The sequence below is a fragment of the Lentzea sp. NPDC051838 genome, assembly GCF_040681245.1.
GTDB lineage: Bacteria > Actinomycetota > Actinomycetes > Mycobacteriales > Pseudonocardiaceae > Lentzea.
In genome coordinates this window covers 151,266-165,370 of record NZ_JBFAYI010000007.1, presented here as the reverse complement: position 1 = coordinate 165,370, position 14,105 = coordinate 151,266, and the positions used below count along the sequence as shown (strand labels likewise).

Genomic DNA, 14,105 nt, shown 5'->3' with positions numbered 1-14,105 from the left:
CCGGCACGTCCGGACGGTGTCACCATCGAGTGATGGACGCCGACGACTTTCGCAGACGGCTCGTCCCCGGTGCCGATCTTCGCGGAATCACCTTTCCTTCCTCTCCGGACCTGCACGGCATGGACCTGCACGGCGCGGATCTCCGCGGCGCGGACCTCCAAAGGGTCGGCTCGTGGGGTGACCCCAGCGTGGACCTCACCGACGTCAACCTGTCCGGTGCGGACCTCCGCGGGGCCGAGCTCGGAGTCCCGGACTTCGAGGGAGCCGATCTCCGCGGCGCCCTCCTCTCCGGACTCGATCTCAGCAGGCGCGGGCAGTTCGCGGTGACCAGCTTCGACGGCGCCGACCTCACCGGGGCGGATCTGTCCGGTGTCAACGTCGGCGGCGCCACGTTCGACCGCGCGGTTCTCGACAGAGCCGTTCTCGACGGCGCGGTGCTCACCTCCTGCTCGCTGCGCAGGGTCAGTCTGGTCGGTACCAGCCTCGTCGGAGCCGATCTCCGGAAGTCCGCCCTCATGTCCGCCGACCTGCGCGGCGCGAACCTCACCGACGCGCTGCTGCCCGATCTCGGCGCGTTCGGCGGCGTCCGCTTCGACTCCGCCACGCAATGGTCCGAGACCGTGCGTGCTCAGGCTGTGGCCAACTCGGTCGCCGGACCGGACGACACCTGGGTGATCACCGCACCGGCACCACCCGCCCAGCAGCAGCGGCGGCGCCGCCGTTCGTCCCGGGAAGAGACCCTCAACTTCATGACCTGGTAGTCCCCCAGGCGCTAAGCGGGGAAGAGCGAGCTGTACGCGTTCAGGGCGGGCTGTCCGCCGAGGTGGGCGTAGAGCACCGTGGAGTCGCGGTCGATCTCACCTGACGACACCAGGTGGATGAGGCCTGCCAGCGACTTCCCCTCGTAGACGGGGTCGGTGATCATGCCTTCGAGGCTCGCACCGAGGCGCATGGCGTCCACAGTGGACTCGTCGGCGATGCCGTAGGTGCCGGCGTGGAAGCGGTCGTCGAGGAGGACGTCCTTCTCGGACACCGTGACCTCGCGGAGCTTGGCGGTGTTGTGGGCGATCCTGGTGATCTGGTCGAGGGTCTCGGCGGGCTTGGCCGAGGCGTCGATGCCCAGCACGCGGCGGTTGCTGTCACCCGCGAAACCGGCGACCATGCCGGCCTGGGTGCTGCCGGTGACCGAGCAGACGATGATGGTGTCGAAGAAGACGCCGAGCTGCGCCTCCTGCTGGCGGACCTCGTCGGCCCAGTTCGCGAAGCCCATGCCGCCCAGCGGGTGGTCGGAGGCGCCGGCCGGGATCGGGTAGGGCTTGCCGCCCGCCGCGCGGACGTCCTCGATGGCCTTCTCCCACGCCGGTTTGATGCCGATGCCGAACTCGGCGTCCACCAGGCGGACGTCGGCTCCCATCATGCGGCTGAGCAGGATGTTGCCCACCCGGTCACTGCCGACGTCGGACCAGTCGACCCAGCTTTCCTGTACCAGCACGGCTTTCAGGCCCGCGCGGGCCGCGGCCGCCGCGACCTGGCGGGTGTGGTTGGACTGGATGCCGCCGATCGACACGAGCGTGTCGCAGCCGGTGGCCAGTGCGTCGGCGACGAGGTACTCGAGCTTGCGGGTCTTGTTGCCGCCGTAGGCGAGGCCGGAGTTGCAGTCCTCGCGCTTCGCCCAGACCGACGCGCCGCCGAGGTGCGTGGAGAGGCGGTCCAGGCGGTGGACCGGTGAGGGACCGAAGAGAAGCGGGAATCTGTTCACAGTTCCTCCTTCAGCGTGCTCCAGTTCTCGTCGACCAGGCGTGCGGCCAGCGCGGAGTCGCCCTGTTCGCAGGCCTCGATGATCTGCTGGTGCTGGGTGACCGAGTGGCGGGCGTTGGGCGAGGAGAAGCGGCTGTGCTCGGCGCGGCGGATCAGCGGCGTGTAGCGGTCGATGGTCGCGGTGACCGCGAAGTTGTCGCAGCAGCGCACGGCGACGGCGTGGAACTCGTCGTCGGCGGCCAGCGCGGCGACGGCGTCATTGGCGTCGAGCGCCTTCTTGAACGCCTTGTTGGCGGCGCGCATCGCGGCGATGTCGTCGGCTGTCATCAGGTTCCGCCGCAAAGCCGTGCCCGCGGCCAGGGCGTGCATCGACTGCACGACCTCGAGAGCGTCGAGCACCGGTTCCGCGTCCAGGGCGGTGACACGGGTGTAGGCGTGCGCCTTGGTCTCGACGAGGCCCTCGTCGGTCAGCGTCGCGAGCGCCTCGCGCACCGGGGTGCGGGAGAGACCGAGCTTCTCGGCCAGCTCGACGTCCTTGATGGCCGTGCCCGGCTCCAGGTCGCCGCGCACGATCGCCGACCTGATCTCGGCGGCCGCCCGCTCCTTCAGTGACCCATATCCAATATATTGCATATTGGTGAGCGTAAGACGAACGGCCCTGACATGCAACAACGCATGCCAGGGCCGTTCAGAAGTCGGGAATCTAGACCAGCGGCAGTGCCCGGCCGAGCACCGCGAACGGGCGCGGGTCGCCGGTGAACTGGTAGTGCCGCAGCACGTCGACGAACCCGACGCGGCGGTAGAGCTTCCACGCCTTGCTCGGGCCTTCCGGCGTCGACAGCAGCACGCGGGCCGGGCCGACGCCCTCCATGAGACGGCGCAGCAGGTCCTCACCGAGACCGCGCCCCTGGGCGCGCGGCAGCACGTGGAGCTCGGTCAGCTCGAAGTAGTCGGTGAGCCAGTCGTCGACGACGGCGGGCGACGAGACGGCCATCAGACCGCGCCGCACCTGTTCGTGCCACCACTGCCCGGCGGCGCCGCGGTAGCCGTAGCCGATGCCGACGAGCTCGTCCTGCTCACCCAGCGCGACGACGCAGCGCCAGTCCTCGCGCATCATGTGCGCGAGCCACATCGGGGCGCGCTGCTCGACGGTGCCGGGCGGGTAGTTCATCGCGGTCACGTACAGCGCGAGCGCCTCACCGAGCCGGACGTTCAGCTCGGAGGCGGACATCTCGACGATGCGCTCCAGGCGCGGCGAGGCCGTCATGCCGACACCACCGCCACGCGCCCGCCCGTCAGTGCCACCAGATCCGCGAAGGTCGTGGGGTACACGGCGTGCGGATGTCCTGCCGCCGCCCAGATTTCGGAGTAATCGGACAACGCCTCGTCCACCACGGTCTCGATCGGCGCCGGGTGCCCGACCGGCGACACGCCACCGATCACCTGGCCTGTGTGCTCGCGGACGAACTCCGGGTCGGCGCGCTTCACCGCGTCCGCGCCGACGATCCCGGCCACCAGCGAGGTGTCCGCCCGGTGCGCGCCCGAGGTCAGCACCAGCAACGGGGTCGCCACGCCGTCGCGCACCGCGGCGAACAGCAGGCTGTTCGCGATGGCGCCGACCTGCACGCCCACCGCGTCCGCAGCGGCCGCCGCTGTCCGCACGGCGTCCGGCAGCACGACGATGCGGTCGGCGGTGGCGGGTGGCAGGGCTTCCGCGACTCTGCGGATTCCGGGGTGTTCGAGCGCACTCACATCACCATCAGACCACGACTGGCGCCCACGTGGTGGGGCGGGTTGAGGAATCCATCGGCCGGGAGCTACGCTGATGGGGACTCGAACATGTGTTCGAGTCGCACCATGCCTCGGAGGTGGGGTGGGGGAAGCACCCCACCTCCGGGAGCCGCCGGCTTCCCCTCGGCGGAGACGTCGTTCACCGACGCCACGAGGAGGCCAGAGATGACCGCTGAGATTTCTTATCCGGCAGACTTCCCCCTCCCGTTGCCCCCAGCATCCGCACTTGCGCTGCTGCAGCAGGCACGTGACTCACTAGCCGAGTCGGAACGCACGCCCGAGCCGCCGGAACGGTTCGCCACCGCCTACTTGGCCGCGTTGCGTGCCGCCGCGGCGGTGCTCGCGTTACGCGGACGTCCTCATCGCGGACGTGCGAAGCCCACCAGCGCGTGGGTGCTGCTCGCCGCGATCGCGCCGGAGATGAGCGAGTGGGCCGCTTTCTTCGCGTCGTGGTCGTCGACGCGGGCCGCCGTGCTCGCGGGGATCACCAGGCACGTCAACGCGCGCACGGCCGACGACCTGGTGCGCCAGACCGATCAGTTCGTGACGCTCGTCGACCGCGTGATGAACGAGGCCCAAAACGGGACACAGCGGTGAACGCTTTGGAAGTGCTGCGTCGTGAGGCCGATCTGCTCGCCATGTCCGCGATCGGCCAGCCACCGCACAAAGGCGTGCCCGCGTGTCCAGGACTCAATCTCGGGGAGACGGTCCGGCACGTCGGCAGCGGCTACCGGTCGGCGCTGGCGTGGATCACGCTCGGCCGCGAGCCGGAAGCCGGGGAATGGCAGGAGTTTCCGGCTTCGGGTGAGGACCCGCTGGAGTTCATGCGTTCGGGTGCGGAGGCCGCGCTGGCGGAACTGGAGGCGCACGGGGAAGACGAGCCGTGCACGACGTGGTGGCCGGTGCAGCAGAACTACGGGTTCTGGCGGCGGCGGCTCGCGCACGAGACGACGGTGCACCGCATGGACGTCCAGGGCGCCGCGGGCATGGAGGTCGGCCCGGTCACCGACGAGGTCGCGATCGACGGCGTCGACGAGGTGCTCACGTTGTGGCTGGGGCACAAGCTCGAGGTGCTCGGCGTGCGGGGGTCACGCGACAGCCTCGTCGCGATCCAGGTCGAGGACGACTTCTGGCTCACGCGCTGCGGTCCGCACGGCGCGTCGGCGTGGCGCGTCGTCGACCAGGAGGACGTCCACCTCGCCGACGCGCAGGTCACCGCGAGCCCGATGACGATGTACCGCTGGCTGTGGGGACGGCTGCCTGACCGGATGGTCGAGGTGATCGGCGATCACGACGCGATCGCGCAGCTGTGGGCCCTACTGCGGCTGGCGACCAAGTAGCACGTTCGCGGACTCCGCGCCCGTCGCCGACAACAGCCGGTAGCGGGCGCGGCGGCCGTCGAACTCCAGCAGTGCCACGGAGTTCCCGAAGTGCGGGCCGCTGGTCTTGCGCCAGCGCATGCGGTCCTTCGGGACTTTCGCCAGCGTCGCGAGGCGGCGGAACACCCAGGCGGCCGTGCGGGACCACGACAGCCGGAAGATCGGCAGGAACACGTTCGGCGGCTCGTTGTGGACCGGCGAACACACGAGCTGCGTGACCACGGCCTTGGTCGGTGTGGGGAACTCGGCCTCGGCGACGTAGCTGTGGTGGACGTCGCCGGAGAGCACCGAAACCGTTGCGGCGCCGTTGTTCGCGGCCTTCTCGATCATGCGGGTGAGCCGGTCGAACGACTCGCGGAACGCCGGCCAGTGCTCGAGGTCGGCCGCCTGCCGGATCTTCTCGGCGGCCCTGCCCTGCCAGCCGGGTTTGCGCGCGCCGACCTCGTTGAGGGACTGGAAGTGGCTGAGCGCGTGCGGCATCAGCCACGGCAGCGACGAGCCGATGAGCAGGTGGTCGTAGTCGCCGCCTGCATTTTTGTGGACTGTGTTTTGTTCCAGCCATTCGAACTCGGCGTCGCTGACCATCTGCCGCTTGTCGTTGTCCAGGATGCGTCCGCAGCGCGTGTCGACCATCAGCAGCCTCGCGCGGCCGAAGTCGCGACGGAAGCTCCACCACGTGGACTTGCCGCCCTGGGTCTCCTTGTCCGCTTCCTCCGCGAACTCCTCCAGCAGCGGCAGAACGTCCGTGCCCTGGGCTTTCACCTTGGCGTACAAGGGATCCCTGGCGAGCTCGTTCGGACCGAGGTTGCCGAGGTGCTGGTACACCCAGTAGGAGGCGATGGCACCGCGAATCCTGTTGCGCCACCACGGTTTGTCGGCCATTTCCCGGCGCCACACCGCGGACGTGTTCCAGTCGTCGCGCACGTCGTGGTCGTCGAAGATCATCGACGACGGCACGACCGACAGCAGCCAGCGGATCTCCGGGTCGCCCCAGGTCTCGTGGTAGAGGTGCGCGTACTCGCGGAAGTGCACGACCTCGCCGTCGGGTTCGTGCGTGCCGTGGCGGTGTTCCTTGAGCCACTGCTTGGTCGCCTCGGTGGGTTCGTCGGCGTAGACCTGGTCTCCCAACAGGATCAGCGCCTGCGGCCAGTCCTGTTCCGGCGCGCTCATCAGCCGTTGCGCGAAGGCGTCGAGCGCGTCGGGACCGACCGGCTGGCCCGGCGCGGCGCGGCACGACCCGAAGGCGATCCGCGTGACCTCACCCGTGCGGATGACAGGTTTCGGGAACGTGCTGTCAGGTTCCGGCCAGACCTCTTCCTGGTTCAGCTTGACGTCGTACTCGGTGCGCGGACCCAGGTTCTCCAGTCTGACGAGGGCGAAGTGCTGGCCGCCGACCTGGAACGTGCGCGCGGTGTGCCCCGCGATCGTGACGTCGCAGGAAGCGTCCGTCTCGACCCACACGGTCGCGGACGTGTCGTTCACATGCCTGAGGAGCGGTCCGAGCACCAGCTTCGCCACCCGCGAGACAGTACCCTCGCACGGGTGGAAATCACGTTCGACGCAGCAGATCCCTCCGCGCTGGCCGCGTTCTGGTCCGAGTTCGCCGGTGACGAGATCGAGCTGACGTTCGTGTGGAGCGACGCGCCGAAGATCGAGAAGAACCGGGTGCACATCGACCTGGCCTCGTCGTCGCTCGAACACCAGGCGGACATCGTGGCGCGCGCCCTGAAGCTCGGCGCGGAGCACGCGGACATCGGGCAGGCCGACGTGCCGTGGGTGGTGTTGCGCGATCCGCAGGGCAACGAGTTCTGTGTGCTGGAGCCGCGCCCCGAGTACACAGGGGTGATCGCCGCGGTCGTCGTCGACTCGCCGGATCCGCTGGCGTCGGCTTCCGCGACCGGGCATCCGGTGGTGCGCGGCGGTGAGGGGTTCGCGTCGGTGCGGCCGGAGCCCGGACCGTGGCTCGAGTTCGTGCAGACCTCCGATTCGGAGCCGATCACGAACCGCGTGCGCGTGCGGTGGGCAGACCCGCGCTGATGTCGGGCCTGTGGGAAGCCTGGCGACTTTGGGGCACCGGCGCGTCGACGCAGCAGTTCGTGCTGTGGGGCATGCCGCTGCTGTGGTGGGGTCGGGCAGGCAAGGTGGCGCAGTTCGTGGCGGGGCTCGCGGTGCTGCTGGACCTCATCGGACCGGTGCGGCTGCGGACGTGGGCCCAGGGCTCGGCCGGGGTCGCGATGACCAGGCTGCGTCAGCTCCGGCTGCTCGCCACGCTCGACGCCTGGGACGACTTCCGGCAACACGGGCTCAGCGGCGTGTCACCGCGGGGCGTGTCCCGGTCGGAACGGGCCCGCCTCGTGCTCAGGCAAGTCGAAGAGCAGGAGGAGTTCCGCGAGCACTACCGCGTCAGCGCGACCGTCGAGGCCCTCGTGCTCTGGGCGATCCTCGGTTTCTTCATCGCGGGGATCGTGAGCGACAGCCTGATGAACTGGACGATCGCCACGGTCAAAGACGACCCGTGGCTGCTCGTGTTCCTGCCTCTCCTCTACGTCCCCGGCTTCGCGTTCTACGTCGTCTCGCTGCTCGGCTCACTGCTCGGAGCGGCGTTCGGCTTCGTCGTGCTGCGCCCGCTGGCGTGGCTGCTCGACCGCGAGAACCCCGGCTACCACGTCCGCTGGTTCGCCTTCTTCCTGTTCGTCGCCGGCTTCCACTTCGATCTTCTCGCCAGCTGATATCCGATATCCCATATATCAGTTATGCAAAAAACGTTTGCGGACGTCCGCAAACGTTTTTTGCATAAGGATGGGTTTGCGCAGGTCAGAGACCCTTGCAACGAGCTGCGACTAGAGAGCGGCCAACCGTTCACGCAAGGTGTCGAGGCCCATCGAGCCCATCTCGAGGGCTTCCTTGTGGAAGAGCTTGAGGTCGAAGTCGGCGCCCTTGCGGGCACGGGCGTCCTCGCGCGCGGCGAGCCAGAGGCGCTCGCCGATCTTGTACGCCGGGGCCTGACCGGGCCAGCCGAGGTAGCGGTCGAGCTCGTCGCGGGCGGCGGCGGGCTCCTGCAGCGTGCGGGTCAGCATGAACTCGAGACCGAGCTCGGGGGTCCAGCGCTCGCCGGGGTGGAATCCGGTGCCGGCCGGGATCTCGAGCTCCAGGTGCATGCCGATGTCGATGATCACGCGGGCCGCGCGGAACAGGTGCGCGTCGAGCATGCCGAGCAGGTCGCCGTCGTCGTCGAGGTAGCCGAGCTCGCGCATGAGGCGTTCCGAGTACAGGGCCCAGCCCTCGCCGTGACCCGAGACCCAGCACATGAGGCGCTGGAAGTCGTTGAGCGTCGCCGACTGGTACACCGCCGTCGCGCACTGGAGGTGATGGCCGGGCACGCCCTCGTGGTAGACGGTCGACGTCTCGCGCCACGTCGGGAACACCGTCTTGCCCTCGGCGATCGACCACCACATGCGGCCGGGGCGGGAGAAGTCCGCGGTCGGCGGCGTGTAGTAGGCGCCGACGCCACCGCCGGGCGGGGCGATCTTGCACTCGAGGTTCATCAGCGCGTCCGGCAGGTCGAAGTGCACGTCGCGCAGGTCGAGCAGGGCCTTGTCGGAGAGCTCCTGCATCCACGCCTGCAGGCCGTCCTGGCCGTGGACCTGGTAGCGCGGGTGCTCGTCGAGGTAGGCGGCCGTCTCCGCCAGGGACGCGCCCGGCTTCAGGCGGGCCGCGACCTTCTTCATCTCAGCCTCGATGCCGAGGAACTCCTCCCAGCCCCACGCGTACGCCTCGGCCAGGTCGAGCCGCGAGCCGGTGAAGTAGCGCGAGCCGAGGCGGTAGCGCTCCTCGCCGACGGCGTCCTTCGCCGGCGCGGACGAAGCCAGCGTCGTGCGCAGGAACGAGGCGAACTCGGCGTAGGCGGAGGAAGCGGCGGCGGCACCGGCGTCCAGCGACGAACGCAGCGCGCCGTCGGCACCGGACGTGGCCACGAAGGGCGTGAAGAACGTCGAAGCCCAGGTGTCGCACTGCTCGGCGACCTTGGTCACCTGGCGCAGCGCGGAGACGTGGCCGCGGGAGGCGGCGTGCGTGAGGGAGGCGCGCAGACCGTCGAGAGCCGCGGGAACGGCGGAAAGACGCCGCCCGATCGTGGCCCACTGCTCCGGCGTGTCGGTCGGCATGTGGTCGAAGATGTCGCGCAACGACTGGATCGGGCTCGCGATCACGTTCAGCGAGGACTCGTACTCCCCGGCCTCGTAGAGCTCGTGCTCCAGGCCCACGCGCTCCAGGAAGACGGCGCGCGCCGCGTCCTCGGAAGCATCCGCGGGGGTCGCGGCCGTGATCTCGGTGAGAGCGCGCACAGCGAGTTCGTCGCGTGCCGCGATCCCTTCCGGCGAGAAGTCCGTCAGCTGGTCGTCGGATCCCGCGAACCCCAGGTGGGTGGCGGTGATGGGGTCGAGCGCAACGTAGTCGCTGACGTACTTGTTGCTGATGTCGTGCACCGATGCCATGGCGCGAGACGCTACCTGGCGGTTCTCGACACCAAAAGGTAGTTAGTCAAGCTCACGACCAAAGGAGGGTCAAAGGTAGATACAGCGTCGTTTGGAGGGGACTGGCAGGATGTCCGCCGTGCGTCGATCCCGGGCACTTCTGGTGCCGGTTTTCCTGCTGCTCACCCTGTTCTCGTTGAGCGGTTGCGTTCGCGTGTACGCGGCCATGGCCGTCTCGGACGACGACCGCATCTCGGGTGAGATCGTCGCGGCCACGCCGCCCACGCAGGACAACGACCCCGGCCCCCAGCTGAAGGTGCCGCCGGAGCTCGCGAGCCGCGTCACCACCAAGCCGTACCGGGTGGAGTCGTACGCGGGCACGCAGCTGTTCTTCAACGGGCTGTCGTTCGACGAGATGCGCACGCTGTCCATGGCGACCAGTTCGTCGAACAGCCGCTACAGCATGAACTTCCGCCGGTCGGGTGATCTTGTCACGTTGTCGGGCTCGGTCGACCTCACCCAGGTGCCCGTGGAACGCGCGGACATCCAGGTCAAGGTCAGCTTCCCCGGCAAGATCGTGAACACCAACGGCCGCGAGGAGGAGAACAACACGATCGCGTGGTCTCCGAAGCCCGGTCAGGCGTCGATGCTCCAGGCGACCGTGCAGTACGCGGGCGAGGAGTCCGGTTCGTTCCTCGGCTGGGCGTTGCTCGTCGCCGGACTCACCGGTGGTGCCGCGCTGATCGTGGTCGTGCTCGCCCTCATCGCGCACAAACGCAGCGCGATGGTCTAGGCGCGGGCTACCAAACCCAAGCGCCCCAAAACTTCCCGCGTCGCCTTGGCACGGTTCATCGTGTAGAAGTGCAGCGCCGGAACGCCCTCGTCGAGCAGCTTCTGGCACATCTCGGTCGCGATGTCGATGCCCGTCGCGCGGAAGCCGGCCGCGTCGTCCGCGTACGGCTCGAGCCTGCGCGAGATCTCCACGGGCAGGTCGGCGCCGGACAGCTCGACGATCTTGGACAGGCCTCGCGCCGACAGCATCGGCATGATGCCGGGCAGGATCGCGGCCTGGCTGCCCGCGTCCGCCACCCTGTCGCGCAGCCGCAGGAACGGCTCCGGCTCGTGGAACAGCTGCGCCACCGCGTAGTCCGCGCCCGCGTTCAGCTTGCGCAGCAGGAACTTCAGGTCGGTGTCGAGGTCGTTCGAGCGCGGGTGCCCGTACGGGAACGCCGCCACGCCGACGCAGAAGTCGCCCAGCTCGCGCACGAGCGACACGAGCTCGTCGGCGTAGTTGAGGCCTTCGGGGTGCGCGACCCACTCGCCCATCGGGTCGCCGGGAGGGTCGCCGCGCAGCGCCAGGACGTTGCGCACGCCGATCGCCGCGTACCAGCCGATCACGTTGCGCAGCTCGGCGACCGAGTGGTCGACGGCGCACAGGTGGGCGACCGGCAGCAGCGTCGTCTCCTGCGCGATGCGGCCGGTGGCGCGGATCGTGCGGTCCCGCCGCGACCCGCCGGCTCCGTAGGTGATCGACACGAACGCCGGGTCGAGGCCTTCCAGCTCGCGGACGGCCTTCCACAGGATCTTCTCGTCCTCGGCGTCCCGCGGTGGCAGGAACTCGACCGAGAACTTGGGAGACTGGCCCTGCAGGCGCTCCACGACCGACGTCATGGGCCCAACCCTAGTGGTTCTTCCGCTAGGTGAGACTCCAGCTCACCATGTGGTACCCGAGGCTCCATCGAGGCTTCAGACCGCCCCCGCCATGCGGGTGGTCCCGGACACAGCGGACCATTGGGGTGTGTCCCACCACCCCATCGACGTAGCGCTGCCCATGCACGTCGAAGAAGCGTTGACCACGTACCTGGCCTCCCGGCGCGCGTCCGGCGAGGCGATGGACCCGAGCTTCGCGGGCGCGGTGGACGCGCTTTCGGACTTCGTGCTGGGCGGCGGCAAGCGCATCCGCCCGACCTACGCGTGGTGGGGCTGGCGGGCGGCCGGCGGCGACCCCGACGGTGAGCTCGCGGACGAGGTGCTCACGGCGGTGAGCTCGCTGGAGCTGATCCAGGCGTGCGCGCTGATCCACGACGACCTGATGGACGCCTCGTCGGTGCGCCGGGGCAAGCCGACCGTGCACATCGCGTTCGGCGCGCGGCACCGCGAGCAGCGCTGGCTCGGGTCGTCGGAGCGGTTCGGCATGTCGGCGGCGGTGCTGATCGGCGACATCGCGCTGGCGTGGGCCGACGACATGCTCTTCGCGGCCGGGCTGCCGTCGGAGGTGCTGCGGCGGATGAGCGAGCCGTGGCGGGACATGCGCACCGAGATGCTCGCGGGCCAGTACCTCGACGTGCTGACGCAGGCACAGGGCGACTCCTCCCCCGACGCGGCGCTGCGGATCGACCGGCTCAAGACCGCCGCGTACACCGTCGAACGGCCGTTGCACATGGGCGCGGCGATGGCGGGCGGCTCGGCGGAGCTCATCGACGGGCTGCGGACGTTCGGTGCCGACATCGGCGTCGCGTTCCAGCTGCGCGACGACCTGCTCGGAGTGTTCGGCGACCCGGAGGTGACCGGCAAGCCCGCCGGTGACGACCTCGCCGAGGGCAAGCGCACGCTGCTCGTGGCACTCGGTATGCAGTTCGGCGCCGATATATTGGATATCGCACTGGGCAAGCCTGACCTGGACATCGACACCGTCGAGGAGGTCCGCCGCGCGCTCGTGAAGGTCGGCGCCGTCGACGCCGTCGAGGAACGCATCGAGGAACTGACGAAGAGCGCGCTCGCCGCCCTCGACGCCGCGCCCGTGGCCGAGCCCGCCGCGACCAAGCTCGCCGACCTCGCGATCAGCTCCACGAAGCGGGCGTTCTGATCCGAGCCCTGTGCGACCATGTCCGGGCGATGGCAGCGAGCACCAATACATTGGACATGGCATCCGCGTACGACGCGTGCCGCCGGATCAACGCGCGCTACGGCAAGACGTTCTTCCTGGCCACGACACTGCTGCGTCCCGAACAACGACCAGCGGTGCACGCGTTGTACGCATTCGCCCGCTGGGCCGACGAGATCGTCGACGCGGCCGGCGTCGACGACCGCGCGGGTGAGCTCGACAGGCTCGAACGACTCCTCGACAAGACGCCCTCGAACCCGGTGTTGCTCGCTCTCGCGGACACGATGCAGCGCTACGACATCGACAGGTCGCTCTTCACGGACTTCCTCACGTCGATGCGGATGGACCTCGACGTCACCGAGTACGCCGACCTCGACGCGCTAGGCGTCTACATGCACGGCTCGGCGGAGGTCATCGGGCTGCAGATGCTGCCGGTGCTCGGCACCGTCGTCCCCCGCGAGGAGGCCGCACCGTACGCGGCACGGCTCGGCGTGGCGTTCCAGCTGACGAACTTCCTGCGCGACGTCGGCGAGGACCTCGACCGCGGCCGCGTGTACCTGCCGCAGGACGTCCTCGGCGCGCACGGCGTCGACCGCGACCTTTTGCAATGGGTTCGTTGTCATCGACGCGCAAACGTCCGGGTGCAACGGGCGCTGGACGACCTCGTCGCGCACTCGTATGCGATATATCAGTCCGCTGAGCCGGGGATCGCGATGCTGTCGCCGGTGTCGCGGCCTTGTATGCAGACGGCGTACACGCTGTATCGCGACATCTTGGGACTGGTCGGCTGCGAGGTGCTCTGGCAGCGGGTGGCCGTGCCGGGCTCTCGTCGTCTCGCGGTGGCAGTGCCCGGCGCCGGCCGGGCACTGCTCGCACGCGCGATGGTCCGATGAACCCGGCGTTACCTGGGCTAGAGGACGACGACGCCGACGATGTTGGACGTCGCCGAGGCGTACGTCGTCGTGCCGGGGAAGTAGAGGCGCAGGTCGGCGGACGCGTCGATGGACACCTTGGCGGTGAACTGCGCGTTCGGGCTGCAGGACTTCGTGAAGATGTTCGTCCACACGCCTGCGTTGACCCTGACCTGGGCGAAGACGTCAAGCCCCAGCGTCAGCTGACGGTCATCACTCCGGCCGCCCTGGGCACCGAGCTTGCCCTTGATCTGGAGCTGGTTGCCCTTCTTGAGCTTGACCTGGGCGCCACCCGCGTCGAGCTCGAGCGTCGTGGGCTTGGCGTGCACAGCGGGCGCCCCAGAAGCGATCCCAGTAGCGACAGCCGGCGAGAACAGCAGGCCGAGCACGGTGAGACCGGCGGCAAGAGTCTTGGTGATCATGCGCACCAGTTCAGGGGTTCCGGGCGTCTCCCGCCTGGGGAGACGCCCGGAACCGCCGCATCGTGTGAACTAGAAGCCCATGGCTTGCGCGCGTCGCTTTACCTCACGCCCACGGTCTCCGCGCAATGCTTCGATCGGAGTGCCAGGGAGGCTCTCGTCCTCCGTGAAGAGCCAGCGCAGAATCTCGTCCGTGGAGAAGTTCTGGTCGCGCAGCACCGTGATGGTGCCCGGCAGACCCTTCACCACCGTTCCGGCGGCGAGAAACGCTTCGGGAACGACGAGAACGCCGTCCCGGCGCACGGCGAGCAGTTGCCCGTCGCGCAGCAGTTGGTGGATCCGGGTGACCGGAAGCCCCATTCGGTCGGCCACCTCGGGGAGAGGAAGAACCTCCAGGTCGGCAGCCAGTACATCCGCAGCGGCAGGAATCGCACTCACGGGGGTCACGATGCCATAACCGAACTGTGAACGCCCTTCCGCCAACCGGGTCA

Annotated in this window: 17 protein-coding genes; 8 read left to right on the top strand and 9 right to left on the bottom strand. The window is 69.1% G+C overall.

Annotated elements, in window-relative coordinates; genetic code table 11:
• Positions 1–32: 32 nt before the first annotated feature.
• Positions 33–761: a pentapeptide repeat-containing protein gene (locus AB0M24_RS18930; RefSeq protein WP_363768807.1), complete on the top strand. Its 729-nt coding sequence runs from the start codon at positions 33–35 to the stop codon at positions 759–761.
• 11 nt (positions 762–772) lie between these two features.
• On the opposite strand, the gene AB0M24_RS18925 is transcribed toward AB0M24_RS18930, so the two are convergent.
• The 4 genes from AB0M24_RS18925 to AB0M24_RS18910 all read right to left on the bottom strand — a co-directional run bounded on the left by AB0M24_RS18925 (position 773) and on the right by AB0M24_RS18910 (position 3,510).
• Positions 773–1,759, bottom strand: coding sequence for a 1-aminocyclopropane-1-carboxylate deaminase (locus AB0M24_RS18925; protein WP_363768804.1), 987 nt, complete (start codon positions 1,757–1,759; stop codon positions 773–775).
• Entirely contained in the window at positions 1,756–2,391 is a 636-nt protein-coding gene (locus AB0M24_RS18920) for a GntR family transcriptional regulator (protein ID WP_363768801.1), read from the bottom strand. The genes AB0M24_RS18925 and AB0M24_RS18920 overlap by 4 nt, the downstream gene beginning before the upstream one ends.
• Before the next feature lie 70 nt (positions 2,392–2,461).
• On the bottom strand, positions 2,462–3,025 hold the full coding sequence (locus AB0M24_RS18915) for a GNAT family N-acetyltransferase (protein ID WP_363768798.1): 564 nt from the start codon (positions 3,023–3,025) through the stop codon (positions 2,462–2,464).
• Positions 3,022–3,510 carry a YbaK/EbsC family protein gene (locus AB0M24_RS18910; RefSeq protein WP_363768795.1) on the bottom strand — a complete coding sequence of 163 codons (489 nt, stop codon included), beginning with the start codon at positions 3,508–3,510 and terminating at the stop codon, positions 3,022–3,024. Before AB0M24_RS18910 ends, AB0M24_RS18915 begins: the two co-directional genes overlap by 4 nt.
• A 204-nt stretch (positions 3,511–3,714) precedes the next feature.
• Between AB0M24_RS18910 and AB0M24_RS18905 the strand changes: the two genes are divergently transcribed.
• Both AB0M24_RS18905 and AB0M24_RS18900 read left to right on the top strand, forming a co-directional pair.
• Entirely contained in the window at positions 3,715–4,146 is a 432-nt protein-coding gene (locus AB0M24_RS18905; protein ID WP_363768792.1) for an SAV_6107 family HEPN domain-containing protein, read from the top strand.
• The gene (locus AB0M24_RS18900) at positions 4,143–4,889 is read left to right on the top strand and encodes a maleylpyruvate isomerase N-terminal domain-containing protein (RefSeq protein WP_363768789.1); all 747 of its coding nucleotides are present in this window, start codon (positions 4,143–4,145) and stop codon (positions 4,887–4,889) included. The genes AB0M24_RS18905 and AB0M24_RS18900 overlap by 4 nt, the downstream gene beginning before the upstream one ends.
• Here AB0M24_RS18900 and AB0M24_RS18895 read toward each other — a convergent pair.
• Entirely contained in the window at positions 4,866–6,446 is a 1,581-nt protein-coding gene (locus AB0M24_RS18895; RefSeq protein ID WP_363768786.1) for an alkaline phosphatase D family protein, read from the bottom strand. The two genes, AB0M24_RS18900 and AB0M24_RS18895, sit on opposite strands and share 24 nt — an antisense overlap.
• A gap of 24 nt (positions 6,447–6,470) precedes the next feature.
• Between AB0M24_RS18895 and AB0M24_RS18890 the strand changes: the two genes are divergently transcribed.
• Positions 6,471–6,965: a VOC family protein gene (locus AB0M24_RS18890; RefSeq protein ID WP_363768783.1), complete on the top strand. Its 495-nt coding sequence runs from the start codon at positions 6,471–6,473 to the stop codon at positions 6,963–6,965.
• Positions 6,965–7,657: a hypothetical protein gene (locus tag AB0M24_RS18885; protein WP_363768780.1), complete on the top strand. Its 693-nt coding sequence runs from the start codon at positions 6,965–6,967 to the stop codon at positions 7,655–7,657. Before AB0M24_RS18890 ends, AB0M24_RS18885 begins: the two co-directional genes overlap by 1 nt.
• 111 nt (positions 7,658–7,768) lie before the next feature.
• Here the strand turns inward: AB0M24_RS18885 and AB0M24_RS18880 are convergent, their stop codons facing one another.
• Complete coding sequence (locus AB0M24_RS18880) at positions 7,769–9,421, bottom strand: DUF885 domain-containing protein (RefSeq protein ID WP_363768777.1); 1,653 nt, start codon at positions 9,419–9,421, stop codon at positions 7,769–7,771.
• Between the two features lie 118 nt (positions 9,422–9,539).
• Here AB0M24_RS18880 and AB0M24_RS18875 point away from each other — a divergent pair, with 118 nt between their 5' ends.
• Positions 9,540–10,193, top strand: a complete 654-nt coding sequence (locus tag AB0M24_RS18875; RefSeq protein ID WP_363768774.1) for a DUF3153 domain-containing protein — start codon at positions 9,540–9,542, stop codon at positions 10,191–10,193.
• Here the strand turns inward: AB0M24_RS18875 and metF are convergent.
• Positions 10,190–11,071, bottom strand: coding sequence for a methylenetetrahydrofolate reductase [NAD(P)H] (gene metF / locus AB0M24_RS18870; RefSeq protein WP_363768771.1), 882 nt, complete (start codon positions 11,069–11,071; stop codon positions 10,190–10,192). The two genes, AB0M24_RS18875 and metF, sit on opposite strands and share 4 nt — an antisense overlap.
• 127 nt (positions 11,072–11,198) lie before the next feature.
• On the opposite strand from metF, the gene AB0M24_RS18865 reads away from it, so the two are divergent.
• Together AB0M24_RS18865 and AB0M24_RS18860 are read left to right on the top strand one after the other, a co-directional pair.
• Complete coding sequence (locus AB0M24_RS18865) at positions 11,199–12,266, top strand: polyprenyl synthetase family protein (protein WP_363768768.1); 1,068 nt, start codon at positions 11,199–11,201, stop codon at positions 12,264–12,266.
• Between the two features lie 56 nt (positions 12,267–12,322).
• Entirely contained in the window at positions 12,323–13,177 is an 855-nt protein-coding gene (locus AB0M24_RS18860) for a phytoene/squalene synthase family protein (RefSeq protein WP_363768765.1), read from the top strand.
• A 17-nt stretch (positions 13,178–13,194) separates the two neighbouring features.
• Here AB0M24_RS18860 and AB0M24_RS18855 read toward each other — a convergent pair whose 3' ends face one another.
• Positions 13,195–13,617: a hypothetical protein gene (locus AB0M24_RS18855; protein ID WP_363768762.1), complete on the bottom strand. Its 423-nt coding sequence runs from the start codon at positions 13,615–13,617 to the stop codon at positions 13,195–13,197.
• Between the two features lie 69 nt (positions 13,618–13,686).
• Entirely contained in the window at positions 13,687–14,052 is a 366-nt protein-coding gene (locus tag AB0M24_RS18850; RefSeq protein ID WP_363768759.1) for an Rv2175c family DNA-binding protein, read from the bottom strand.
• Positions 14,053–14,105: the final 53 nt, after the last annotated feature.

Bases quoted from the DNA above. Each gene is read 5' to 3' on its own strand.
- AB0M24_RS18930 (WP_363768807.1), top strand. From the start codon at position 33: ATGGACGCCGACGACTTTCGCAGACGGCTCGTCCCCGGTGCCGATCTT.
- AB0M24_RS18920 (WP_363768801.1), bottom strand. From the start codon at position 2,391: ATGCAATATATTGGATATGGGTCACTGAAGGAGCGGGCGGCCGCCGAG.
- AB0M24_RS18915 (WP_363768798.1), bottom strand. From the start codon at position 3,025: ATGACGGCCTCGCCGCGCCTGGAGCGCATCGTCGAGATGTCCGCCTCC.
- AB0M24_RS18905 (WP_363768792.1), top strand. From the start codon at position 3,715: ATGACCGCTGAGATTTCTTATCCGGCAGACTTCCCCCTCCCGTTGCCC.
- AB0M24_RS18885 (WP_363768780.1), top strand. From the start codon at position 6,965: ATGTCGGGCCTGTGGGAAGCCTGGCGACTTTGGGGCACCGGCGCGTCG.
- AB0M24_RS18880 (WP_363768777.1), bottom strand. From the start codon at position 9,421: ATGGCATCGGTGCACGACATCAGCAACAAGTACGTCAGCGACTACGTT.
- metF (WP_363768771.1), bottom strand. From the start codon at position 11,071: ATGACGTCGGTCGTGGAGCGCCTGCAGGGCCAGTCTCCCAAGTTCTCG.
- AB0M24_RS18860 (WP_363768765.1), top strand. From the start codon at position 12,323: ATGGCATCCGCGTACGACGCGTGCCGCCGGATCAACGCGCGCTACGGC.
- AB0M24_RS18855 (WP_363768762.1), bottom strand. From the start codon at position 13,617: ATGATCACCAAGACTCTTGCCGCCGGTCTCACCGTGCTCGGCCTGCTG.